We start from the raw sequence: 22,258 nt of genomic DNA on the forward strand, positions 1-22,258 counted from the left end.
GGAGCAAAGATGATATTTATAGATACTTGTTTTGGAAAAAAAAGTGATGTTATGCCTATTTGGATGATGCGTCAAGCAGGTAGATACCTAGCTGAATACAAGGCTACTCGTGCTAGAGCAGGAGATTTTTTAAGTCTTTGTAAGGATTATAAATTAGCTAGCGAAGTTACGCTTCAGCCAGTGGATATACTAGATTTTGATGCAGCTATTATATTTTCAGATATTTTAGTAGTGCCACTTGAGATGGGCTTACCACTTAGATTTGAAGCAGGTGAAGGTCCTGTGTTTGATGAGATAATATCAAGTGAAATTGATGTAGAAAAATTAAATATAAATGCAGCTAGTAAATTAACTTATGTTTATGACGCTATAAAATTAACTCGTGAAAAATTAGCTTCAAATAAAGCTTTAATAGGATTTTGTGGTGCTCCTTGGACTTTAGCAACATATATGATAGAAGGAAAAGGCTCTAAAACTTATGCAAAAAGCAAAAGAATGATTTATGAAAATCCAGCCCTAGCACATAAATTATTAGCAAAAATTACTGAAGTTTTAAAAGAATACTGCGAAAATCAAATAAAAGCAGGTGCTAATGCTATTCAGATTTTTGATAGCTGGGCTAATGCGCTTGAGCCTAGTGCTTATTTGGAATTTGCTTGGAAATATATTCAAGATTTAGCAAGTTATTTAAAGACAAAATACCCACATATTGCAATAATTGCTTTTCCTAAAGGAGTAGGTGGTTTTATTGAATGTTTAGATGCAAAAATTGATGTTTTAGGTGTTGATTGGAGCACTCCACTTCAAGTAGCAGCAAAAACTCCTTATGTATTGCAAGGAAATCTTGAGCCTTGCAGACTTTATAGTAAAAAAGCTATAAAAGAAGGCGTTGAAATCATAAAAGAACTTACAAAAGATAAGGCTCATATATTTAATTTAGGGCATGGAATTTTACCTGATATTCCAGTAGAAAATGTAAGATATTTAATAGATTGTGTAAGAAATGCTTAGTTTAATATCTCTTGGCGGGACAATTTCTATGCGTAATTTAGGCGAAGGAGCAATTCCTAGCCTAAATGCCGATGATTTAACAAGTTCATTTAAAGACATTAATGCAATAACTTTTAGCAATATCTCAAGTCCAAATATAACTTTTTCAATGTTAATTGAAGTTTTAAATCTTGCAAAAGAAGAGATTAAAAAAGGCTCTCGTGCTGTAATTATTACTCAAGGAACTGATACTTTAGAAGAAAGTTCATTTTTTTGTAATTTATTTTGGGATTTAGATGAGCCACTAATTTTTACAGGTGCTATGAAAAATCCTAGCGAGTTAGGAAGTGATTATCTAGCTAATATTAGCAATGCAATTACTTTAGCAAATAGTGAGTTAGCAAGGGGTTTAGGTGTGCTTTGTGTATTAAATGATAGCGTTCATTCAGCACAATTTATCCATAAAAGCAATTCATTTAGTCTTGAAACTTTTACAAGTTTTAATCGTGGTTTGGTTGGAGAGATTAAAGAAGGTAGGTTTTATTTATTTAATAATAATTATAAAAGGCTAAAACTAAAGCCTTTAAAAGAAATTACTAAAAAAGTAGCCTTACTAAAAATGTGCCTTGATTTTGATAATGATATGCTTGAATATGCTTTAAATAATTATGATGGTTTGGTAATTAGTGGCTATGGAGCAGGGCATGTAATGGCTAGAGCTATGCCAATTATTCAAAAAGCAAATATTCCAATAATTATGACAAGTAGATGTGAAAGTGGTAAAGCAGGTCTTAGAACCTATGCTTATGCTGGAGCTGAAGTTGATTTGATTAAAAATGGTGTAATTATGAGTGAATATTTAAGTGATGTTAAGGCTAGAGCTTTATTAATTAGTGCTTTATCTTTAGGAATTACAAATATAAAAGGTATGATTGAAGAATTGATTTAAAGGCAAATAAATTGCCTTTAGTTCTGTAGCGCTAAAATTAGATTTTTATTAATTAGTGCTTATCTTTATAAATTACAAATAGAAGAATTGATTTAAAGGCAAATAAATTGCCTTTAAACTTATAGTTTTTCTTTTATTTTTTCTGCATCAAATCCAAAATATTTAAATACATCTTTTTCTTTACCACTAGCGCCAAAACTATCCATTATGAAAAGCTCATCGCAGTATTTATATAATTCATAAGACCTTGCAGCTTCTATTCCGATAATCTTGCCTTTTAATAAAGATTTATCAAATTCTTTATCAAATAATTCAAAGCAAGGCATACTTAATACATTTATATTTTTATCTTTTGCAACTTCAAGTGCGAGTGCAACTTCACTACCACTTGCAATTATTGTAGCTTCTGCATTATCGCTATATTTTATAAAATAAGCTCCCTTGCTAATATCAGGAATACTTGTATTTAAGCTTGGAAGTGCTGAACGACTAAGTGTGAATGCACTTGGATTATTTAGCTTTAAAGCCACTTGCCAACAAGCTATATTTTCAGCCATATCAGCAGGACGGAAAGTGTATAGATTAGGAATATTTCTAAGAGTGCTGATTTGCTCAATTGGTTGATGAGTTGGACCATCTTCTCCTACTCCTATGCTATCGTGTGAAAATACAAAAAATGCTTTCAAATTCATTAAAGCCGCTAATCTTATTGAAGGCTTTAAATAATCACTAAATACTAAAAATGTAGCACAAAACGGATGCAAACCATATCTTGCCATTGCATTTATAATTGCACCCATTGCATGCTCACGAATACCAAAAGCTATATTTTTACCACCATTTCTAATATCTGCATAATCTTTTAGATAAGTTTTATTTGATGGTGCTAAGTCTGCTGAACCACCTAAAAATGTAGGAATTTGTTTTGCTATTTCGTTTAGACAAGCGTGGTTGCTATCTCTTGTAGCGTAATTTTTACTTAAATCAAGTTTAGAAAAATCCACATTTAAATCTTTTTTACCTTCTAAATAAGCTATAAATTCTAATTGTTCATCATTAAATTTATTTGCTTTATCCCAACTTGCAAAATACTCATCACTTCTTCTACACATTTTCTCAAAGCCATTTTTAGCTTCGCTATCTATATAAAACTCTTCTTCATTCCAATTAGCTGCTTTTTTAGCTTTTAAAGCTAGTTCAGCACCTAGTGGTGAGCCGTGAGTTTTCTCGCTTCCTTCTAATTCACAAGCACCTTTTCCAATCTTGGTTTTAGCTATGATAATACTTGGACGCTCAGCATTTTTAGTCATTTCTAAAGCCTTGCTAATTTCATCAAAATTATGCCCATCAATAGTATAAACATCAAAGCCAACGCTATTAAATCTAGCCTTTATATCATCACGAAATGCTTGTTTTACATCGCCTTCAATACTAATTTCGTTACTATCATAAATTAATACTAAGTTATTTAAATTATGAACATTTGCTAAAGAACAAGCCTCATAGCTAATTCCTTCTTGCAAATCCCCATCTCCACAAAGGCAGTATATTTTATGATTTAACGAATTATTTAGTTTGCTACTAGCAAATTTTGCTGCCATTGCGAAACCAACAGCATTTGCAATACCTTGACCAAGTGGGCCTGTATCTATTTCTACTCCGTGAGTTTTAATCTCAGGATGCCCTGCTGCAAGTGAGCCTAATTGGCGAAAATTTTTAAGCTCATCAAGACTTAAATTAAATCCACTTAAATGTAAAAACGAATATATTAAAGAACTTGCGTGTCCGCCTGAAAATACTAATCTATCACGATTTATATGATTTTTTGTATTTAGATTAATTTTTGTGCTAAGCACTGCTAAAATATCACTAAGCCCCATTGCTACGCCTGGATGACCACTATTTGCACGATTAATCATATCTACACTTAAAAATCTTAAATTATTTGACATTTTTTCTAACATTTATTTTCCTTTGTTAATTGTTATAAAGAATTGAAAATCCCCGTTTTTATTCTCGTCTTTAATATATCTTTGAATTAATATATTTAAAACACCGCTTTGTTGAATTTGTTTATTAAAATCTGCTTTAGTATTTACTATTACATTATTTACTCTTAGGATTTTATCTTTTAGTTTAAAGCCTAAATTTTTATTTGAAATTCCTATTACATTTAGATTATTATCTAAAGTTATTCCTAAAGAATTTGAAATCTGTTTTTTAACAATTGCTTTTTTTGTTGTAAATACTGGTTGTTCATATATTTTAGGACTTACAACAGAGCTTATATTAATTTCTTCATTATCTCTTAAAACTTTTAAATAAATAGTGCTTTGATTTTCTGCAAAAAGTATTCTTTCATTTAATGCCCTAAGTGATTCTATAGGCTTATCATCTATGCTTAAGATTTCATCATTTAATCTTAAGTTGCTATTAAAAGTAATACCACTTACAAAATATCTATCCCCTCTTTGAGTAAATGTAGCACCAATATCGCCCCAATAAACATCATTATATTTTTTAAAATGATTTAAATAGCGATTGCCTATGAATTCTCCATTTAATAAACTAATACCCAAAACCTTGCAACAAGGAGAATTTAATAAGCCAATTTTTGTATTAAAATCAAGCTTATCTCTTTCAAACAAACCTTGAGCTAGATATTTTAAATGTCCTATATATTCTTTTTTAGCATCAATAATTCCTAGCCAATCATTTCTAGTTCTTGTTGTTTCATCATCTGTGATTGGCTTTATTAAAGAAAAATCAGTCCTTACTAAATAAAGATTTAAAAATGGGTCGTATTTAATGTATGAATTTAATTTTGTATCAGGTAATTTTACTACAGCTAAAAGATTTTCATCTAACACAAAAGCAGGTAAGCCTTCGTAATTTAACATACTTGCTTTATTTTTTTCATAACATGCTAAATAATCATCAAATGTAGGTCGCTCTACGCCAAATAAGGTCGCTACTAACATTAAAGATAATGCAAGTTTTCTCATTTTCCTACCTTAAAAAACATATCAGCCGCAGCATTTTTTGTGCTTGAACTTGCACTTTCTAATGCTTCATTTAGTGCAGAAATTAATAATATTTGCATAGATGATTTGTCTTTTAATAATTCATCATCTATTTTTATATCAATTACTTGAAATTTGCCATTTACTTTAACTTCTACCATTCCAGCACCACTTTTTGCTACAAATTCTTTATTTGCTAATTCGTTTTCAAATTCTTTAGCTTTATTTTGGACATCTTGCAACATTTCTTGCATTTTAGAAAAATCAAAATCTTTAAACATATTCACCTTTCAATCTAATTTTTTCTTCATAATTGTGTATTTCATCTAAGCATTCAAGTGCTATTTTTTCATCTAAAAATGGATATTTTACACCTTTTATTTCTTGGTAATCTTCATCACCTTTACCTAAAATCATAACACATTCATTTTTATTTTGAGCTAAAAGTGCTTTATAAATCGCTAATCTTCTATCAATTACAATATTTATATTTTTTAATTCGTTTTCGCTTAAGCCATCTATCATATCTTTAAGAATAGTAATAGGTTCTTCATCTCTTGGATTATCACTTGTTAAAAATAAAGTTTTTGCATAATGACTAGCTATTTTTGCCATAGGAGTTCTTTTACTTTTATCGCGATTACCACCTGCACCTAATACTACTATTAATTCTTTATGCTTCATTGCTTCTAGCACATTAGCAATTCCATCTGGAGTATGGGCAAAATCTACTATTATTTCTTTATTATATTTATTAGGAATGCTTTGCATTCTTCCCATTACCCCTGCATAATTAGCAATAGCATTAGTTAAATCATCTTTATTAGGTTTTACCAATTCATTAACACAAGCAAAAGCTGCAAGAAGATTATAGATATTAAATAAGCCTTTTAAAGAAGAGCTAATCTCATAAAGCTCATTTTTAACAGCAAAAACTGCTTCAATACCATCAATTAATGTATAAGCTTTTACGCTATATAAAGCAGGATTTTCTATACCATAAGTAATAGCACCTTTTACATTATAAGAAAATTTATAAGCATCTTGATTTATTATTTTTAAGCATTCATCTTGAAAAAAACTTGCTTTACAATTTGCATAATTTTCAAAAGTTTCGTGAAAATCTAAATGGTCTTGAGTTAAATTAGTATAGATTTTAGCAGCGAATTTCATATCTCCACAGCGATTTTGTGCAATTGCGTGAGAGCTTACTTCCATTACAAAATATTCGCAATTATTTAAAGTTGCAATTTGTAAATACGATAATAATTCTAATAAAAATCCTGTTGTTAAAGATTTTGCCGCAACTTTTTTATCATTACAAAATGCCCCACGAGTTCCACATAAAAATACTTTTTTTCCTAAATCAAGCAATATAGAATAAATTGCAGCAGCGGTAGTGGTTTTACCATTTGTGCCTGTTATACCTATAATTTTTATATTTTCATTGATTTTTAAAAGTTCTCTTGCTTTTGCTTCGTTAATCACTAAAGCACCTTTAGATTTTGCATCGTTTTCGTATTTGGAATTTGAATTGGTTAGTAAAAAATAACAACCTTTTTCACATTCATTTGAATTATCTGTTATGTAAGAATTATCTAAATTAACTTTCATAGTTTTTCAAAAGCTTCCTTTCCACCTTCAAGATTTATTAGCGAAATATTGCTATCAATTTGTTCTTTTAAAGCCCTTTCAAGCCCTAATTTTAAAGTGGTATTTGCAGCAGCACAACCATGACAAGCACCAAGTAATTTTATATAAACAACCCCGTTTTTAACACCCAAAAACTCCAAATCACCACCATCATTATGAAGTATGTGAAGCTTTGATTTTAGGACATTTAAACAAGGTTCAATTAATTCTTCATCACTAAATATCATAATTTTTCCTTATTGTAATTTGTGTTATTGTGCTTTAATAAAATAAATATTCATTAACTAAGTTAGATGATAATTTTTATTTACAAATATTTTTTTAGGAGAATAAAATGGCAAAAGAATTAACAAGTGAAAATATTAATTTAGCTAAAAAAGGCGTTGCTTTAGTAGATTTTTGGGCACCATGGTGTGGACCTTGCAGAATGCTTGCACCTGCTATTGAAGAATTAGCAAATGAATTTGAAGGTAAAGCATTAGTGGCTAAGGTTAATATTGATGATTGTGAAGAATTAGCTGCTGAGTTTGGAATTCGCTCAGTTCCTACTATGTTATTTTTCAAAAATGGCGAAATAGTTGATACGGTAATTGGTGCTCAAGCAAAACAAGCTTTAGCTGATAAATTAAACTCACTATTATAATAAAATGATAAATCTAGCAGTATTTGGGGCAAATGGTAGAATGGGTAAGGAGCTAGTAAAACTAGCTTTGGCTGATGAGAATATTGATTTAGTATATTCTTTTACTAAGGAAAATAATGATTATAATGAGCTTTTTAAAGCTAATGTTATAATAGATTTTTCTACTCCTGCTGCTAGTGTTGAGTTACTTGAAAAAGCTAGCTTATTAGATAATCCACCAGCTTTAGTTGTTGGAACTACTGGGCTTAAAGATGAATATTTTAAAAAAGCTAAATCTTATAAAGGTAAGTTTTTTTGGGCTTCTAATACTTCATTGGGTGTTGCAATATTAAATGAACTTACGAAAATTGCTGCACTTGCTTTAAAAGAATTTGATATAGAAATTTATGAAAAACATCATAAGCATAAAGTTGATGCTCCTAGTGGAACAGCTCTAACATTAGCAAAAAATGCACTTGAAGCTAGAAATAAAGCTTTAAATAAAGAGCATAAGATTTGCTTTAATAGAGAAGGCAAAAGAGAAGATAACGAAATAGGTTTAGTAAGCCTTAGAGGTGGAAGCGTTGCAGGGTATCATAGTGTTGGATTTTATGGAGATGATGAAAGTATAGAATTAATTCATAATGCAAATTCTAGAGTAATATTTGCTAAAGGTGCTATTAATGTAGCAAAATGGCTTATTACTAAAGAGAATAAAAATTATTCTATGAGTGATTTTGTAGGTGAATTATTAAATAAGTAAATTATAAAAACATATTTTATTTTTAAGATTGCTTATAAAATTTACAATTAATATTGCTTAATAACGAATAAAAATAATACCCTTAAACAATACAGGTTCAAAATTTATAATCGTTATTTGAGCTTAATTTTTACAATATAAGTGATTTATAAAAAGGGCTTTTGCTTTATAAAATGTTTTTAAAATCCTTAAAATGTAATTTAATAATTTTTGTAAAATCTACTAAATAGATTTTAAAATCAATTTATGTGTTAAAATTGATAGAATTTTTTATTAAAACAGATATTAAAATTTTTAAGAGAATTTAAACTAATATATTTTAAAGCTTCACAAAATAAATTAGTATTCAAATTTATGGATTGTATTTGCTTTATTAAAATATTTATAAATTTTTTATTGCAGAGCAATTGTTGTTGTAAAATAAATTTGTTTTTATATTCTTTTATATTCATAAAATTATATATTAAACTAGAAATAAACTTATAATTCAAAGAATTTTATAAGCGTATTCTTATTGATTTATAAGTTTATATTTAATACTAATAAAAATACATATTTTAAGTGATATTTAGAAATTACGATTTCTCGTAATTTCTTAGTTTTTAATGTAAATCTTTATTTAGTTTAATTGCTTTTTTATTAAAGCCTACTTGAAGTTTTCCATTAGTTGAGTTTAGTCTAAAGTGTAGGGCATTTAATCCTGATAATTCTTTAGCCTTATAAACATTTTTATCAAAATTAAAATTAGGATTTGCATTCTTAAGTCCATCACATAATAACAATTCAACCTTGCTTCCACCTAAAATTGCAATACCTGCATCAATTACACAATCATCTCCTAAAACTATTCCTGTAACACTATTTGCTCCTAATAAACATCTTTTACCAACACTAATTGGTGTGCCATCAGTCCCGCTTAATACTCCTAAAATACTTGCACCACCGCCAACATCACTACCTTCGCCTACTATTGCAGAGCTTGAAATTCTACCTTCACACATCACTGAACCTAGAGTTCCTGCGTTAAAATTCACATAACTTGCACCTGGCATAATCGTTGTTCCATTAGCTAAATGTGCTCCTAATCTAACCTTAGAAGTATCTAAAATCCTTGTATTATCAGCTGGGATTATTGTTTGTAAATATCTTGGGAATTTATCTACAAAATCAATTTCAGGATAAGTTTTGCTAAATTTTAATTCAGCTTCAAATTCTCTTAAATATTCTAATTCATAAGGTTTTGAATTGCTCCAAGCAAGATTTTTTAATAGCCCAAAAGCTCCATTTAGATTAATCTCTCTTGGTTTTACGAATTGTCTTGATAATAAATGTAGTTTTAAATAAACACTAGCAATGCTTTTAGGTGCTTCATCGCTATTTAGTGCAACTAGAAAAATTCTTTCATTTTTTATATTTTTTAAAGCTGCTTTTAGACTTATTATATTTTCGTGTCTTTTGCCATCGCTTTCAAAGCATTCAAAATGTTTTAAGATATTTTTGATTTGCTCTTCTTTAAGCTCGATACAAAATTCACTTTCATTTTTGTAATTATTTAGTGCTAATTCTTTAAAATATACAGCAAAAGTGCCGAAATTTTGCATATAATTTACATTTGCAAAATCAATATAAATTAATTCTTTGCTTTTTTGTCCGAAATACCCAACTCCTAAAGCAAAAGCAAGTGGTTTAAAAAAGTCTTTTTCGCTTTGAACTTTTTCACAAAATTCATTAAAATTATTCATAAAATCTCCTTAAATCATATAACTTGTTTGATATAAAGTAATTAGCTCTTTATAAAGGTCTTCATCACTTCGTTTTTCTATAATACCATTACTTGGAAATAATCCATCATAAATCATTTGAACATTTTTAAATCTATTAGGGTGTAAGTGTGCTAATAGCTTTGCTGATATTTCTTTTCTTACTAAAACGGTTGGCGGGATTAGCCCTGAATGAAGCATTTCTCTAATCATTGATGAGCGATATTTTATGTGATGATGAGCTCCGTGTGGGCATGATTTTGTGCTTACCATTACATTGCATTTATTACAAAATACAAATTCAGGTAAAACTATTAGCTCTAAGCCTGTTTTTTTAGATAATTCATCTATAGCTGTATGTGCTAAATTATTATCATAAAACAATCCTAAACCTTGATGGTTTTGTCCTATTACTAGCTTATTTGCACCAAATGAACTTGCCAATAAACATTCGTAATTTGGGTCAAGATAAGGACTAAATAAATCTATGTTTTTTAAATACACAGGGAAAATTCTCTCAAGTGGTAAAAAGTTTTTCGCATAGTATTCAAAGCATTCTTTTTTTGCTTGAAAATTTAAAGAATTTGTATCATATCCTTCAACTACGAAAATTATCACTAAATCAGCCTTATCAATAGTCCATCTTAGCATTCTTTCGTGTGCTCTTGTAATTGGGTCGGCATTTAGGATTAGGGCTGTTATTTTTTTGGCATTATTTTTTTTGATTTTATTATTTAGAGTAGTTTTTACTTTTTTAAATTCATTATTAAAAATCTCAACCTTTCCTGCTATGCAAGGATTTAATTCTTTATCTAATTTGCAAGTATTTGCACTAAATATATTTGTGTATGCTTTATCATTATCAAAAGTAGTTGCTTGAGTGATTTTTCCTACTTTTTTATCATTTAATATTAATGTAATTTCATTGTTAAATTGATAGTTTTTAATATCATTATTTAATTCGTAATTAGGAGAAAAAGCCAAAGTACAGGCTGATATATTTTTATCAATTGTGGCGGAATTAAATTCCTTAAAAACTTCTTCTTTATTTGGTAAATATCCATTGGTATTAAAAGAATTAATTTCAATTAAACTTAATATACTTAATTCTTTTTCAGTAATTTTTATTTCTTTTATTTTATTTTTTATTGATTCCATATTTTCTCCTTTTTTCCCAAAGTGATTTTCTGCTTAATCCTAATTTTTTACTAAGTTCTGTATCAGAATAGCTTTTTTGCCAATTAATTATCATATTTTTTATGTAATCATCAATTGTTAGAATTTCTCCTAATGCTAGTGTATTTGAGTTGTCTTCTAGCTCAATTATGTTAAAGCCTTCAATATCGGCATTTCCATTAGTGTGAAATATAAAATTTTGCCCTTTACTAAGCTTGATAATTTGCTCTAATTTAGAGCCTTTTAAAACTTGAAAATTTGTAAAATACCTAATATCTCTATCTCCTACTAATAAATTGTTTAGATTAAATGAGCTACTTAAATCAGTAAAATGAATATTTACATTATGAGAAAATACATAATTAAAAACATAGCTATCTGCTAAGATTTGCTTATTTGTTTTTATTAGTGTTGGAAATACTAATCTTTTTGCTGTATGAAATTTTGAATCAATAACTGATTTTATATAGCTACTTAGTGCGGTATTTTGAGCTTTTAGCTTGTTGTAGCCATAAAAATAGTTTATTTTTCTAATAAGTTCTTCTATCATAAAAGGTTTTTGTATGTAATCATACGCTCCAGCTTCAATAGGCATACTAACTGTATCACTACTCACATAAGAAACTAACAATAATATAACGCTATTTTTATGATTTTGAATAACCTTTAAAAAATTATCTATATTAGTAGATAGCAAAATAACATCATAATATTTGTTTTTTATATCTTTAAAATCATTTGCAACTTCACAAATATATCCAGCATCATTTAGCTTTAAAGCCATACTTTGAGCTAAGTAAATCTCATTTTCAACTATTAATATTCTCATACTCGCTCCAATCAAATAATTTCATATTAACAACTACGCTTACGCTTATACCTTCGCATCGCCCAACAAAACCTAGTTTTTCTGTTGTAGTAGCTTTTATATTAATATTGCTTGTTTTTAAGGTAGTGATTAAATTTTTTAGCATTTCTTGTTTATATTTTAATAGTTTTGGTTTTTCAGCACATATTGTAATATCAGCATTAATTAGCTCGTATCCATAAGATTTGCATTTATCATAAGCAAGTTTTAATAATTGCATAGAATTTGCGTTATGATAATTATCATCATCAGGGCTAAAAGCAGCCCCAATATCTCCTAAGCCACAAGCTCCAAATAAAGCATCAGTAAATGCGTGAGCTAATACATCTCCATCAGAGTGTGCTTTTAGAGCATATTCTTTCCCTAGTCTTACACCTGCTAAGATTAATTCTTCATTTTTATTATCTTCATCTAATTTATGCCCTACATTAGAGTGGCAAAACTCATGAACATCGTATCCATATCCAACAAAAATATCTTTACTTGGCTTTGCTAGATTGAGTAATTTTAATTTTTGCAAGTCATTTTTTGTAGTTATTTTAAAGCTTAATTCATCTCCATTTATAGCTTTTATTGTTCCGTTATTTGCTAATATTGCCGAGCTTTCATCTGTAAAATTTTTTAAATTCGCAGATTTTAAAGCAGAGCTTTTGCTAAGTTGTGGGGTTTGAACCAATCTTAGTTCATTTCTATTTAAATAACATTGTTTTTCTTCATTATAAATTGTATCAACAATTTTAATAGCTGGAAAAACGCAATCATAATTTTTAGCATTTAATATAAGTTCGTTTAATACATTAGGATTGATAAAAGCTCTTGCTACATCAGTAATGAAAACATATTGAGAATTTACTTTTTCTAAAGCATTTTCAATACTTTCAAATCTTTCTTTACCGCCTTTAACATAAATATAATTTGGCTCTTTAACTTCATAAAAACAAGGCTCATCACAAACAATTATTATTTTTGAAAACTTATATAATTTCTCAAATTCTTTTGCTAAATATAGCCATAATGGGGATTTATTTATATATAAATTTTGCTTTTTACAAGGTAAATTAAACCTAGTAGAATTACCTGCAGCCAATAAAATAAGCGTTATATCCAACATAATTATCCTTAAAATTATGATTTTGAGTAAGTTTTTAACATAATTTTATTTAAATCTTATCTAAAATGTAACATTTTTATAAATTAAATTAAAAATTGTTACATTCCGTAACAAGTTATAAAGATACTATGATTTTTTTAGCGGGAATTTGAAATTGAATTACATCATTTATTGAGTAATTTTTACATAATTTATTTTTTTTACCAATTGCTTTGATGATTTGATTATTGAAATTTAATGTAAAATAAATTAACTCATCTTTAATATCTATATTTTGAATAATTGCATTAAAGCTATTTTCTTTATTATTTTCTAATTCTATAAAATTAATTTTTGTTATTAATATAACTTCATCAAATAATTTTAGATTTAATTCAGTAAGAGCAGCTACTGAAATATTTGCTTTTATTAAGTCATCACCGCATTTGCAAGTTAGATTTATATAATTTTTCTCATTTTTAATCTCAACTATTTTAGCTTTAATTTTATTTTGAGCTGATAGTTTATAGGTAAAATCATCATTGAGTTTTGCTTTAAATTTGCAAAACTCTTCATATTTTTTTAATATATCTTCGCTAAAAGCACTTAATTTACTTCCTTCTTTTCTTGAAGTATTTGAAAATAGATTATACTCACTAGCTTTGCTTATTTCATCAAGACTATCCCAAGCATTTTTATAAGAAATATTCAAATTCTTAGCAGCTTTGCTAATGCTTTTGTCTATTTTAATTTGTTGCAAAAGCAATATATGTTTTTTTGTAATTTTTACATTATCATTTAAAATAAATTCAATTTCTAGATTAATTTTCATAGTTTGTTCTTAATATTTTTTTGTTATTATTTGCCAAAAATACTAAATATGGAGTAATTTTGTGATAAAAAAATTATTTTTTATCCTTTCTTTGATTACGCTAGTAGTTGCGAACGAAATTGATGATTTTGAAGCAGAATTTAATCAAGTAGAAAGAGTAGATAAATTTTATAATTACAATAAAGCTGTTACTAGTTTTAATTATGCAGTTTATAATATGAGTTTAAGACCACTTAGCAATATTTACAACACTATCACCCCTCCAATAGTTAAAAAAGGTGTTAATAATTTTTTCCACAATTTAGGGTCTCCGCTTAGATTTATTACTTTATACTTGAGTGGAGAATTTAAATCAGGAACTGCTGAATTAGGAGCATTTTTAGGTAATACCACATTGGGTTTAGGTGGTATTTTAAGACCTTTTAAATATGAAAAAGAAAGTGATTTTGGCTTGATGCTTGCTAGATGGGGTGTTCCACCAGGAGAGCATATTGTTTTACCATTTTTAGGACCTTCAAATGTAAGAGATGCTTTGGCATTGCCGTTTGATTATGCTTTAAAGCCTAATTTTTATTTAACTAATAATGCTAGTATTAGCGTTTCTACTTTTGGGCTGATTGATAAAACAAGTAGTAATTCTGTTTTAATTAATGAAGCTTATAAAAGTATAAATCCTTATGTAACAATAAGGGATTTTTATGAAAAAAACCGAAAGGAATTAGAATGAAAAAATTATTAATAATAGCTTTAAGCTTAGCAAGTTTATATGCTTACAAAATTGATACTTTTAAAGATGACATTGTTTTAGATGTTGCAAAAATACAAGATATCTTTAAGGGTGATGGCAACGATAAATCACAAGATTTATTTAATTTATTAAAAGATGATTTAGATATTGAATTAATGACAAAATTAGTTCTTTCAAAAAACGCTAATGAGTTAAGCGCTGAAAAATTAGCAGAATTTCAAAATATTTTTATAGAAAGACTTAAAAAAGATTTTTCATCTAAAATTGATTTGGTTAAAGGTAGTAGCCTTGAATTAACAAGCACTAATATAGATGATAAAAGATGTCAGGCAAATATGAAAGTTGAGTATGAAGAACAAGTTAAAGAAATGATATTTAAGTTTAGAATTATCAATAACGAATGTAAGTTATATGATATTGATATTTTAAATACAAGTTTAATAGCTAGTTATAGAGCTCAGTTTTTAGATATTATAAAACAGAGTGGAATTAATGGCTTATTTGAAAAGCTTAAATGAATAAAATAATTAATTTTCTTCTTGTAAATTCTAAAAAAGTTTTTATGATAACTCTTTTACTTTGTTTAGGGTTATCATATTATTCTACTAAGATAGAAGTTGAAGCAAAATCAACTAGCTTTTTCTTAGAAGATGATAAGGATTTACAACTATTTAATGAAAGTATAAAAACTTTTGGTTCTCAAGATTTTTTAGTATTAGCCTATAAAAGCCAAGGCGATGTCTTTAGTATTGAAAGTATTGAAAAACTTCAAAATATAGAAAAAAAACTATTAAAAATAGATGGTGTTAAATCAGTTCTTAGTATTTTAAATGCTCCATTATTTTTAAGTGATGGAAAAAGTATAAATGAAGGAGCTAATTTATTAAAAGCTAAAGATGAAATAAGTAAAAATAAATTTTATTTAAAGAATTTAATTAGCAAAGATTATTCGGTTGTTGATTTTTTAATATATGCAAATAACCCAGATGATTTGATTGTTACATTAAAGCAATTTGCGCTTGATAATGATTTGATTTTAGGTGGGATGAGCGTTATTGCAAGTGATATGATTACTTATGTTAAATCTGATTTATATGTTTATGGAATAGGGTTGTTTGTATTATTATCAATTGCTATTTTTATATTTTTTAGAAGTTTGTATTTTGTATTTGTTTGTATGTTTATATGCTTAATTTCTCTTTTTAGCACGACGGGAATTTTGGCGATTTTGGGTTATAATATAACCGTTATTTCAAGTAATTATGTAGCATTGGTTTTAATTATTACAATTTCTGTTATAGTGCATTTATTATCTCATTTTTCAGAACTTATAAATTTTAATAAAAATACAGATAGATTAACACAAGTAAGACACACATTATTAGCTAAGGCAAAACCTAGCTTTTATGCTATTTTAACAACCGTAGTTGGGTTTTTAAGTCTTGTTTTTTCAGGAATAAAACCTATTAGTGAATTAGGCGTTATGATGAGCATTGGTATTAGTGTTAGTTTGCTTTTATGCTATTTATATTTGCCTTATTTGTTACTTGCAAAAAAAGATTTTAAAAATGTATATTTTGCTAAAGAGCCTAAGTTTTTATTGTTTTGTGCAAATACTGCAATAAATCATAGAAAAATAGTATATTTTGTAAGCTTGATAATAGTTGTTTTTGCTATTGTTTCAATTCCAAAGCTTAGTGCTGAAAATAGTTTTGTGAATTATTTTAAAGATAGTAGTGATATTAAAAAAGGTTTATTATTAATTGATGAAAAACTAGGTGGAACGCTTCCGTTAGATGTAATTGTTAAATTTAACGATGAAGACGATGAACAAGCTGATGAGTTTGCTGAATTTTTAGATAATAGTGATAAGTACTATTTAACACCATCAAAAGTAGAAATTCTAAAAAAAATTCATAATTTCTTAGAAAATCAAAATTATGTAGGCAGTGTTTTAAGCCTTTATTCGCTTTTAGATTTTGCAAAATCTATGAATAATGGTAAAGATATTGATGGCTTTTTGCTAAATATATTGCAAAATAACCTTGAAGAAAGCACTAAAAAGCAAATTATTTATCCATATTACAACGAAAAATCAAAAGAATTTAGAATAGCAATTAGAATGGTTGATAGTGATAAAACTTTAAAAAGAGCTAAATTTTTAAAAGATTTAAATGATAATTTAAGAGAACTTACAAAAAATGATAATATAAATATTCAAGTAAGTGGAGTTATGGTGCTTTATAACAATATGCTAAGCTCACTTATAAGCTCTCAAGTAGATACTCTTAATTTTGTTATACTTAGCTTATTTGCATTATTTTTAATAATTTTTAGAAATATAAGATTTAGTATTATTGGAATAATTGCTAATTTGATTCCTATTTCATTATTATTTGCGATTATTGCTTTTAGCGGGTTAAGTCTTGATTTAATGAGTATTACAATTGCAGCAATTTCTATTGGAATTGGAGTTGATGATATAATACATTATGTTCATAGATTTAAAGAAGAAATCAAAAAAAGGAATTTAAATGATGCTATTAGGGCAAGTCATCAAAGTATTGGTTCAGCACTTTATTATACAACTTGCACTATTGTTTTAGGATTTTGTCTTATGATGAGCTCTAATTTTACACCTACTATTTATTTTGGATTACTGACTGTTTTAGTTATGATTTTATTATTATGCGGTTCTTTGTTTTTATTACCATCACTTATAATTAGTTTATATTTTAAGGGTTATTTTAAAAACGAATTATCAAAGAAGGATTTAAGTGCTTAAGTTTAATAATATAATTTGGCTTTTAAGAAAAAATTTTTTTATTACTTTTATTTTACTTGTATTAGTATTATTTTTTAGTTTTTATGTAAATTTTACAACAGTCAATGATAAACTAATTAATAATAACAAATTGATTTCTCATAGTATTCAAAATGCTATAAAACAGCATAAAATTAGACTAGATTTATATTCAAAAGCACTTGAGATGAATCCTAGTTTAAAAAATTTAGACTTAAATACATTTTCAGCATTTTATTATCTTAATGAAGATGGAGAAGTTTTAGATAAAATTAGCAGTGATGAAGTTGACCCTTTAAAAAAATTTATAGAAATTAATACTAGGAATTTAACTGGCAAAACTACTTATATTAGCGAATTAATTACTACTAAAGACTTACAAAGTAGCATATATTTTGCAAAAAAATTAGAGAATAATAAAAATACATTTTTGGTTGCAAAGCTTGATTTAAAAGAACTTTTAAAAAGTGTGAATAAATTTAATACTGATTATATATTAGTAGATTCTTTTGGTAATGTTTTGTATTCAAGTAATCAATCAAAATTAGATTTATCTGTCAATGTAAATGAGTTTAGTTACTATTGGTATTTATCTGGAATTTATCAAACAGCAAGTAATTCTGATAATATTATTAAAGAAGTAGAATATAGCGGCTTTAATGTGAGAAGCTTTATATCTGCAAGCGAGTATTTTAATTATTATTTTGTGTTAAGTGCATTTTTGCTAATAATATTAGTTATGTATTTTTGGAACGCTTATCTTGATTCTATGTTGGTTGAAAATGGTTTAGTAAGACAAGTAAGGTATTGCTATGATTTACAAGGTGCTAGCGATATTGATGAGTTTCAAAATTTTGAGCTAATAGAAGGCTCTGATTTAGAAGATTTGCAAAAACAAACGGCATTTTCAGTTCTTGAATATAAAGATATTAAAAAAGAATATAGAGAATTAGAACAAAGACTTAGCTCTATGTTTAGTAAAAGCACAATTCCTATGCTAATGATTGATGCTTTTACGGCTAAGATTTTTAAAGCAAATCAATCAGCACTTGATTTTTATAATCAAAAAATTACAGGTATGTCTAAAATGAATTTATATATGCTTGGTAAAAAAGAGCAAAGAGATACTATTATAGACCCGATAAATTTTGCAAACAATATGCAAAATTCTATTAAAAATCAAGGATTTTATATACAAACTGAACACTATGTGAATGGAGAAGACTTTAAAGAAGTTAAAATATATCCATTCGTTATGAGATCAGAGAGATTTTGCTATGATATTTTGATGATTTTAGATACTAATATGGTTAGTAAAAGTTATGAAAATATTAAATCTCAATATGAAGCTTTAGAAAAAAGTTTCATTATTACTATGAATTTTACCCTTAAAGGTGGTAAGTTAAAAATAAGAAGTTGTAGTAAAAATATAGATAGAATTTTAGGTTATACAGCTTTAAGTTATACTTATTTTAAAGAGCTTTTACATAAAAGTAGCTATCCTGCTTATATTGAATTTTTATTAAAATTAAAAAATCTTAAAGATAATAGTTTTACAAATTATTCTAAAGTAATTGAACAAAATTTATATTTAAGACAAAATAATGGTAGATATGCAGAATTTAAAGTTAGCTTTAATATTTCAAGAGATTATAATTATGATAGTAAACAAGCTAGGTTTTTAAATATAACAGCTCATCTTGCTTTATTAAAACAAGATATATTAGAAGATGAAATAAAAGAACCTATATCTTTTAGTGATATTTATAAACAAAGTAATTCTATCATAGGTATATTTGATAAAGAATTTAAATGTATTAGTGCTAATAAAGAACTAAGAAATTTATTAAATACTCAAAATGTACCTAAGATATATTTAAAAGACTTGTTAGCAAAAGAACAAGATAAAATTATTGCAAATATATTAGATGGCAAAACTTGTTCTATTAAGGATATTGTTTATTTAAAAGACTTTAATAACATATTGCATCCTAATAAATTAAGCTATGTTGTAACTAAGAATTCTTTAGGTGAGAATTTATATTGTTTAATTTTTAGACAAGAATACGACCCAGCAGAATTGGATAATTTTGTTGTATTTTGTAAAAATAGAATTGTAAATAATGAGAATTTAGATATTTTGTATTGCGAATATTACTATAAAGTAATTGGCAATAGAATTAACAATAACGAATCTTTTGATAATTTAGATTTTGATAAATTCTTAAATAATATTAGAAATTTTGATTTTACTAATGAAGAATTGGCTATTAAAGCAGATTATATGAGTAGATTAGTATCTTTAGTGAAAGAAAAAAATAGAGATAAAATTATGCAAATGTATGAAAACGGAAATAATATTTTTATAGGAGATATATATGAGCAAAGCTGACATATTAGTAGGTATTCAGTGGGGAGATGAAGGTAAAGGCAAAGTTGTAGATAAATTATGCGCTAACTATGATTTTGTATGTAGGAGTGCAGGAGGACATAACGCAGGTCATACTATTTGGGTTGATGGAGTTCGTTATGCTTTACATTTATTGCCTAGTGGTATTTTACATCATCGTTGTAAAAATGTAATAGGAAATGGGGTTGTATTAAATCCTGAAGTTTTGATTACAGAAATGGCTCAATTTGATAATTTAGAAGGTAGATTATTTATTAGTGATAGAGCTCATCTTAATTTAAGTTATCATGCACAAATTGATATTGCTAAAGAAAAATTTAAAGGTGATAATGCAATAGGAACGACTGGTAAAGGAATAGGACCTTGCTACGCTGATAAGATTTCAAGAAGCGGGCATAGAGTAAGTGAGTTGCTTGAACCTGAAAAACTTTGTAATGCAATTTTGAAAGATTTTGTGATAAATAAACCTTATTTTGATACTTTAGGTGTAAATGCACCTGATGCAAATGAGCTTTTGGCTAATCTTAAAAGATATAAAGAAATGTTAGCACCATTTATTTGTGATACTACAAGACTTATATGGAAAGCTTTAGATGAAGATAAAAAAGTCTTATTAGAGGGAGCTCAAGGTAGTTTATTAGATATTGACCACGGAACTTATCCTTATGTAACTAGCTCAACAACTATTGCTGCAGGAGCTTTAAGTGGTTTAGGATTAAGTCCTTATGAAGCAGGCAAATCAATAGGAATAGTAAAAGCTTATACTACAAGAGTTGGGCACGGACCTTTCCCTACAGAAGATAAAACAGAGCAGGGCGAAAGAATAGGCGAAATAGGAAAAGAAATAGGTGTTAGCACAGGTAGAAAAAGACGCTGCGGATGGTTTGATGCAGTAGCTGTAAGATATACTGCTAGATTAAATGGGCTTAGCGAACTTGCTTTAATGAAATTAGATGTTTTAGAAAATTTTGATAGCATTAAGATTTGTAAAGCATATGAATATAAGGGCGAAATAATTGATTATGTTCCAGCTGATTTAGAAAATGTAAAACCAATTTATGAAAGTGTTGATGGCTTTGGTAAAATTTATGGAATTAGAAGATATGATGATTTACCTGTAAATGCGAAAAAATATATCTCAAAAATTGAAGAATTAGTTGGTGTAAAAATAAAAATGATTTCTACTTCTCCTGAGCGTGAAGATACAATCATTTTATGAAATTTAAACAAATATTAAGTGTAAAAAAGCAAGCTTTACAAAATGCAGAGCTTGCTTTAAATAAAGCAAAACTTAAAAAAACTGCAATTGAACAAGAATTTGAATTAGTAAAAAAAGAATTAGACACATATCCAGAACCAAAAACTATACTTGAAATAAAATTAGCAAATGAAGCGATTTTTTTTAATTTAAATAAACAAAAAGAATTACTAGAAAAAATTAGTTTATGTGAAAAAGAGATAGTGCATTTTACTCATTTGTATAAAAAAGCTTCGCTAGATTATGAGAAAATAAAATACTTACACGATGAAGAAATTAAAAAAAAGAAAAAAGAATTTGAAAAAAAACAAGCGTTAGAGTTAGATGAAATTGCAACAATGAGATTTTTTGCAGCTAATCAAGATATAAATTAAGTTTAAGGTTTTTAGTAAGATATTTTATAAATTGCTAAAAAAGGCTATAAACTAAAATAGCTTTATTTTAGACATACAACCGATATTCAAAAGAATATAATTAAAGCCATTGTTAATAATAAAGATAAGTATAGTAATATTTTTTTATTCTTACTACACGGAAGAAGAAAAAACGAAGTATTAAGCCTTAAGTGGAAAGATATAGATTTTAAAAACGAAAGCTATATAATACGCTCCGAAAATTGTAAAATCTCTAAAACTATGGAATATTCATTAACACCACTTTTAAAAGATAGATTAAAACTACATTTTGAATGGACTTTTTTCAATTCCGAAGAAGATTTCGTTTTTACAAACCCAGATACAGCAAATAAATATATAGATTTACGCAGAGCTTGGAATAACTTTTTAAATAAAAACAATCTACCAAAAATGAGACTTCACGACATAAGGCATTTAATAGGAACTTATGCTATTAATCATTTAGGACTTAGTATGGAAAGCGTAATGCTTACACTAGGACACGCTAACATTACTACTACTCATCATTATTTAACACGCAATAAAAACCTTTCAAAAATGGTAATTAATAGCATTTTAGAAAGTATCATTATTCCTAATAATAATGATGATTTACAGAAAGCCGAGTAAATAAAAAAACTTCAATTGGGGTTATTAGGGGTTTACCCCTAATTAACAACGAACACGCCAAAGCGTGTGAGTGGAAGCATTGAAAAACGAAGTTTTTCACACTCTACCTATTCTAACGCATAAAAACGCCCTTTATTTCAAAAATCTACTAAAAACAATGATAACTCTTTCTTATTAGCCCTTAATAACTTTAAGCTTAATTACGCTTATTTAAAAGCTATATCTTAGAGTTTATAAAATATAATGCTAAATTATGTAAAAAGAGCAATAAAGGGCGTGAGTTATGGC

General features: G+C 27.2%; 21 protein-coding genes. 11 read left to right on the forward strand and 10 right to left on the reverse strand.

Annotated elements, in window-relative coordinates:
• The first annotated feature begins 9 nt into the window (after positions 1-9).
• Together hemE and AVBRAN9333_RS05050 are read left to right on the forward strand one after the other, a co-directional pair.
• Positions 10-1,011, forward strand: coding sequence for a uroporphyrinogen decarboxylase (gene hemE / locus AVBRAN9333_RS05045; RefSeq protein WP_214119953.1), 1,002 nt, complete (start codon positions 10-12; stop codon positions 1,009-1,011).
• Positions 1,004-1,939 carry an asparaginase gene (locus AVBRAN9333_RS05050; protein ID WP_214117228.1) on the forward strand — a complete coding sequence of 312 codons (936 nt, stop codon included), beginning with the start codon at positions 1,004-1,006 and terminating at the stop codon, positions 1,937-1,939. The genes hemE and AVBRAN9333_RS05050 overlap by 8 nt, the downstream gene beginning before the upstream one ends.
• Positions 1,940-2,058: 119 nt before the next feature.
• On the opposite strand, the gene AVBRAN9333_RS05055 is transcribed toward AVBRAN9333_RS05050, so the two are convergent.
• From AVBRAN9333_RS05055 to AVBRAN9333_RS05075, 5 genes are read right to left on the reverse strand one after another with little or no spacing between them, the layout of a single operon-like run.
• Positions 2,059-3,903: a transketolase family protein gene (locus AVBRAN9333_RS05055; RefSeq protein WP_214117226.1), complete on the reverse strand. Its 1,845-nt coding sequence runs from the start codon at positions 3,901-3,903 to the stop codon at positions 2,059-2,061.
• On the reverse strand, positions 3,904-4,944 hold the full coding sequence (locus tag AVBRAN9333_RS05060) for a DUF7488 domain-containing protein (RefSeq protein ID WP_214117224.1): 1,041 nt from the start codon (positions 4,942-4,944) through the stop codon (positions 3,904-3,906).
• Positions 4,941-5,243 carry a YbaB/EbfC family nucleoid-associated protein gene (locus AVBRAN9333_RS05065; protein WP_336609537.1) on the reverse strand — a complete coding sequence of 101 codons (303 nt, stop codon included), beginning with the start codon at positions 5,241-5,243 and terminating at the stop codon, positions 4,941-4,943. Before AVBRAN9333_RS05065 ends, AVBRAN9333_RS05060 begins: the two co-directional genes overlap by 4 nt.
• A complete protein-coding gene (locus AVBRAN9333_RS05070) occupies positions 5,236-6,576 on the reverse strand; it encodes a UDP-N-acetylmuramoyl-L-alanyl-D-glutamate--2,6-diaminopimelate ligase (RefSeq protein ID WP_336609538.1) in 1,341 nt (446 codons plus the stop codon). Before AVBRAN9333_RS05070 ends, AVBRAN9333_RS05065 begins: the two co-directional genes overlap by 8 nt.
• On the reverse strand, positions 6,573-6,845 hold the full coding sequence (locus AVBRAN9333_RS05075; protein WP_214117289.1) for a NifU family protein: 273 nt from the start codon (positions 6,843-6,845) through the stop codon (positions 6,573-6,575). The genes AVBRAN9333_RS05070 and AVBRAN9333_RS05075 overlap by 4 nt, the downstream gene beginning before the upstream one ends.
• Before the next feature lie 104 nt (positions 6,846-6,949).
• Between AVBRAN9333_RS05075 and trxA the strand changes: the two genes are divergently transcribed.
• Together trxA and dapB are read left to right on the forward strand one after the other, a co-directional pair.
• Positions 6,950-7,258 (forward strand): thioredoxin, encoded by a 309-nt coding sequence (trxA, locus tag AVBRAN9333_RS05080; RefSeq protein ID WP_214117217.1) that lies wholly within the window; start codon positions 6,950-6,952, stop codon positions 7,256-7,258.
• A 4-nt stretch (positions 7,259-7,262) separates the two neighbouring features.
• Positions 7,263-8,000, forward strand: a complete 738-nt coding sequence (dapB, locus tag AVBRAN9333_RS05085; protein ID WP_214119956.1) for a 4-hydroxy-tetrahydrodipicolinate reductase — start codon at positions 7,263-7,265, stop codon at positions 7,998-8,000.
• A gap of 602 nt (positions 8,001-8,602) precedes the next feature.
• Here dapB and AVBRAN9333_RS05090 read toward each other — a convergent pair.
• The 5 genes from AVBRAN9333_RS05090 to AVBRAN9333_RS05110 all read right to left on the reverse strand — a co-directional run bounded on the left by AVBRAN9333_RS05090 (position 8,603) and on the right by AVBRAN9333_RS05110 (position 13,726).
• Positions 8,603-9,742: a tetrahydrodipicolinate N-succinyltransferase N-terminal domain-containing protein gene (locus AVBRAN9333_RS05090; protein WP_336609539.1), complete on the reverse strand. Its 1,140-nt coding sequence runs from the start codon at positions 9,740-9,742 to the stop codon at positions 8,603-8,605.
• A 9-nt stretch (positions 9,743-9,751) separates the two neighbouring features.
• Positions 9,752-10,918 (reverse strand): sulfate adenylyltransferase, encoded by a 1,167-nt coding sequence (locus tag AVBRAN9333_RS05095; protein ID WP_336609540.1) that lies wholly within the window; start codon positions 10,916-10,918, stop codon positions 9,752-9,754.
• A complete protein-coding gene (locus AVBRAN9333_RS05100; protein WP_214117208.1) occupies positions 10,899-11,765 on the reverse strand; it encodes a response regulator in 867 nt (288 codons plus the stop codon). The genes AVBRAN9333_RS05095 and AVBRAN9333_RS05100 overlap by 20 nt, the downstream gene beginning before the upstream one ends.
• Positions 11,746-12,915, reverse strand: a complete 1,170-nt coding sequence (gene ispF / locus AVBRAN9333_RS05105; RefSeq protein WP_336609541.1) for a 2-C-methyl-D-erythritol 2,4-cyclodiphosphate synthase — start codon at positions 12,913-12,915, stop codon at positions 11,746-11,748. The genes AVBRAN9333_RS05100 and ispF overlap by 20 nt, the downstream gene beginning before the upstream one ends.
• Before the next feature lie 115 nt (positions 12,916-13,030).
• Positions 13,031-13,726, reverse strand: a complete 696-nt coding sequence (locus AVBRAN9333_RS05110; protein WP_214117195.1) for a molybdenum-dependent transcriptional regulator — start codon at positions 13,724-13,726, stop codon at positions 13,031-13,033.
• Between the two features lie 91 nt (positions 13,727-13,817).
• Here AVBRAN9333_RS05110 and AVBRAN9333_RS05115 point away from each other — a divergent pair, with 91 nt between their 5' ends.
• From AVBRAN9333_RS05115 to AVBRAN9333_RS05145, 7 genes are all read left to right on the forward strand, one after another.
• Positions 13,818-14,453 carry an MlaA family lipoprotein gene (locus AVBRAN9333_RS05115; protein ID WP_239803552.1) on the forward strand — a complete coding sequence of 212 codons (636 nt, stop codon included), beginning with the start codon at positions 13,818-13,820 and terminating at the stop codon, positions 14,451-14,453.
• A complete protein-coding gene (locus tag AVBRAN9333_RS05120) occupies positions 14,450-14,992 on the forward strand; it encodes an MlaC/ttg2D family ABC transporter substrate-binding protein (RefSeq protein WP_336607322.1) in 543 nt (180 codons plus the stop codon). The genes AVBRAN9333_RS05115 and AVBRAN9333_RS05120 overlap by 4 nt, the downstream gene beginning before the upstream one ends.
• Before the next feature lie 44 nt (positions 14,993-15,036).
• On the forward strand, positions 15,037-17,259 hold the full coding sequence (locus AVBRAN9333_RS05125) for an efflux RND transporter permease subunit (RefSeq protein WP_336607321.1): 2,223 nt from the start codon (positions 15,037-15,039) through the stop codon (positions 17,257-17,259).
• Positions 17,252-19,669: a hypothetical protein gene (locus AVBRAN9333_RS05130; protein WP_336609542.1), complete on the forward strand. Its 2,418-nt coding sequence runs from the start codon at positions 17,252-17,254 to the stop codon at positions 19,667-19,669. Before AVBRAN9333_RS05125 ends, AVBRAN9333_RS05130 begins: the two co-directional genes overlap by 8 nt.
• Positions 19,656-20,906, forward strand: coding sequence for an adenylosuccinate synthase (locus AVBRAN9333_RS05135; RefSeq protein WP_214117184.1), 1,251 nt, complete (start codon positions 19,656-19,658; stop codon positions 20,904-20,906). Before AVBRAN9333_RS05130 ends, AVBRAN9333_RS05135 begins: the two co-directional genes overlap by 14 nt.
• Entirely contained in the window at positions 20,903-21,319 is a 417-nt protein-coding gene (locus AVBRAN9333_RS05140) for a hypothetical protein (RefSeq protein WP_214117182.1), read from the forward strand. The genes AVBRAN9333_RS05135 and AVBRAN9333_RS05140 overlap by 4 nt, the downstream gene beginning before the upstream one ends.
• Before the next feature lie 138 nt (positions 21,320-21,457).
• A complete protein-coding gene (locus AVBRAN9333_RS05145) occupies positions 21,458-21,970 on the forward strand; it encodes a site-specific integrase (RefSeq protein ID WP_336609543.1) in 513 nt (170 codons plus the stop codon).
• Positions 21,971-22,258 lie beyond the last annotated feature (288 nt).

Origin of the sequence: Campylobacter sp. RM9333 (assembly GCF_020137705.1) — a bacterium.
In the GTDB taxonomy this organism is placed as follows: Bacteria; Campylobacterota; Campylobacteria; order Campylobacterales; family Campylobacteraceae; genus Campylobacter_E.

Excerpts from the sequence above, each read along its gene's own strand:
- AVBRAN9333_RS05095 (WP_336609540.1), bottom strand. The coding sequence starts at position 10,918 with ATGGAATCAATAAAAAATAAAATAAAAGAAATAAAAATTACTGAAAAA.
- AVBRAN9333_RS05125 (WP_336607321.1), top strand. The coding sequence starts at position 15,037 with ATGATAACTCTTTTACTTTGTTTAGGGTTATCATATTATTCTACTAAG.
- AVBRAN9333_RS05120 (WP_336607322.1), top strand. The coding sequence starts at position 14,450 with ATGAAAAAATTATTAATAATAGCTTTAAGCTTAGCAAGTTTATATGCT.
- ispF (WP_336609541.1), bottom strand. The coding sequence starts at position 12,915 with ATGTTGGATATAACGCTTATTTTATTGGCTGCAGGTAATTCTACTAGG.
- hemE (WP_214119953.1), top strand. The coding sequence starts at position 10 with ATGATATTTATAGATACTTGTTTTGGAAAAAAAAGTGATGTTATGCCT.
- AVBRAN9333_RS05110 (WP_214117195.1), bottom strand. The coding sequence starts at position 13,726 with ATGAAAATTAATCTAGAAATTGAATTTATTTTAAATGATAATGTAAAA.
- AVBRAN9333_RS05055 (WP_214117226.1), bottom strand. The coding sequence starts at position 3,903 with ATGTTAGAAAAAATGTCAAATAATTTAAGATTTTTAAGTGTAGATATG.
- dapB (WP_214119956.1), top strand. The coding sequence starts at position 7,263 with ATGATAAATCTAGCAGTATTTGGGGCAAATGGTAGAATGGGTAAGGAG.
- AVBRAN9333_RS05050 (WP_214117228.1), top strand. The coding sequence starts at position 1,004 with ATGCTTAGTTTAATATCTCTTGGCGGGACAATTTCTATGCGTAATTTA.
- AVBRAN9333_RS05100 (WP_214117208.1), bottom strand. The coding sequence starts at position 11,765 with ATGAGAATATTAATAGTTGAAAATGAGATTTACTTAGCTCAAAGTATG.
- trxA (WP_214117217.1), top strand. The coding sequence starts at position 6,950 with ATGGCAAAAGAATTAACAAGTGAAAATATTAATTTAGCTAAAAAAGGC.
- AVBRAN9333_RS05135 (WP_214117184.1), top strand. The coding sequence starts at position 19,656 with ATGAGCAAAGCTGACATATTAGTAGGTATTCAGTGGGGAGATGAAGGT.
- AVBRAN9333_RS05070 (WP_336609538.1), bottom strand. The coding sequence starts at position 6,576 with ATGAAAGTTAATTTAGATAATTCTTACATAACAGATAATTCAAATGAA.
- AVBRAN9333_RS05140 (WP_214117182.1), top strand. The coding sequence starts at position 20,903 with ATGAAATTTAAACAAATATTAAGTGTAAAAAAGCAAGCTTTACAAAAT.
- AVBRAN9333_RS05090 (WP_336609539.1), bottom strand. The coding sequence starts at position 9,742 with ATGAATAATTTTAATGAATTTTGTGAAAAAGTTCAAAGCGAAAAAGAC.
- AVBRAN9333_RS05065 (WP_336609537.1), bottom strand. The coding sequence starts at position 5,243 with ATGTTTAAAGATTTTGATTTTTCTAAAATGCAAGAAATGTTGCAAGAT.
- AVBRAN9333_RS05060 (WP_214117224.1), bottom strand. The coding sequence starts at position 4,944 with ATGAGAAAACTTGCATTATCTTTAATGTTAGTAGCGACCTTATTTGGC.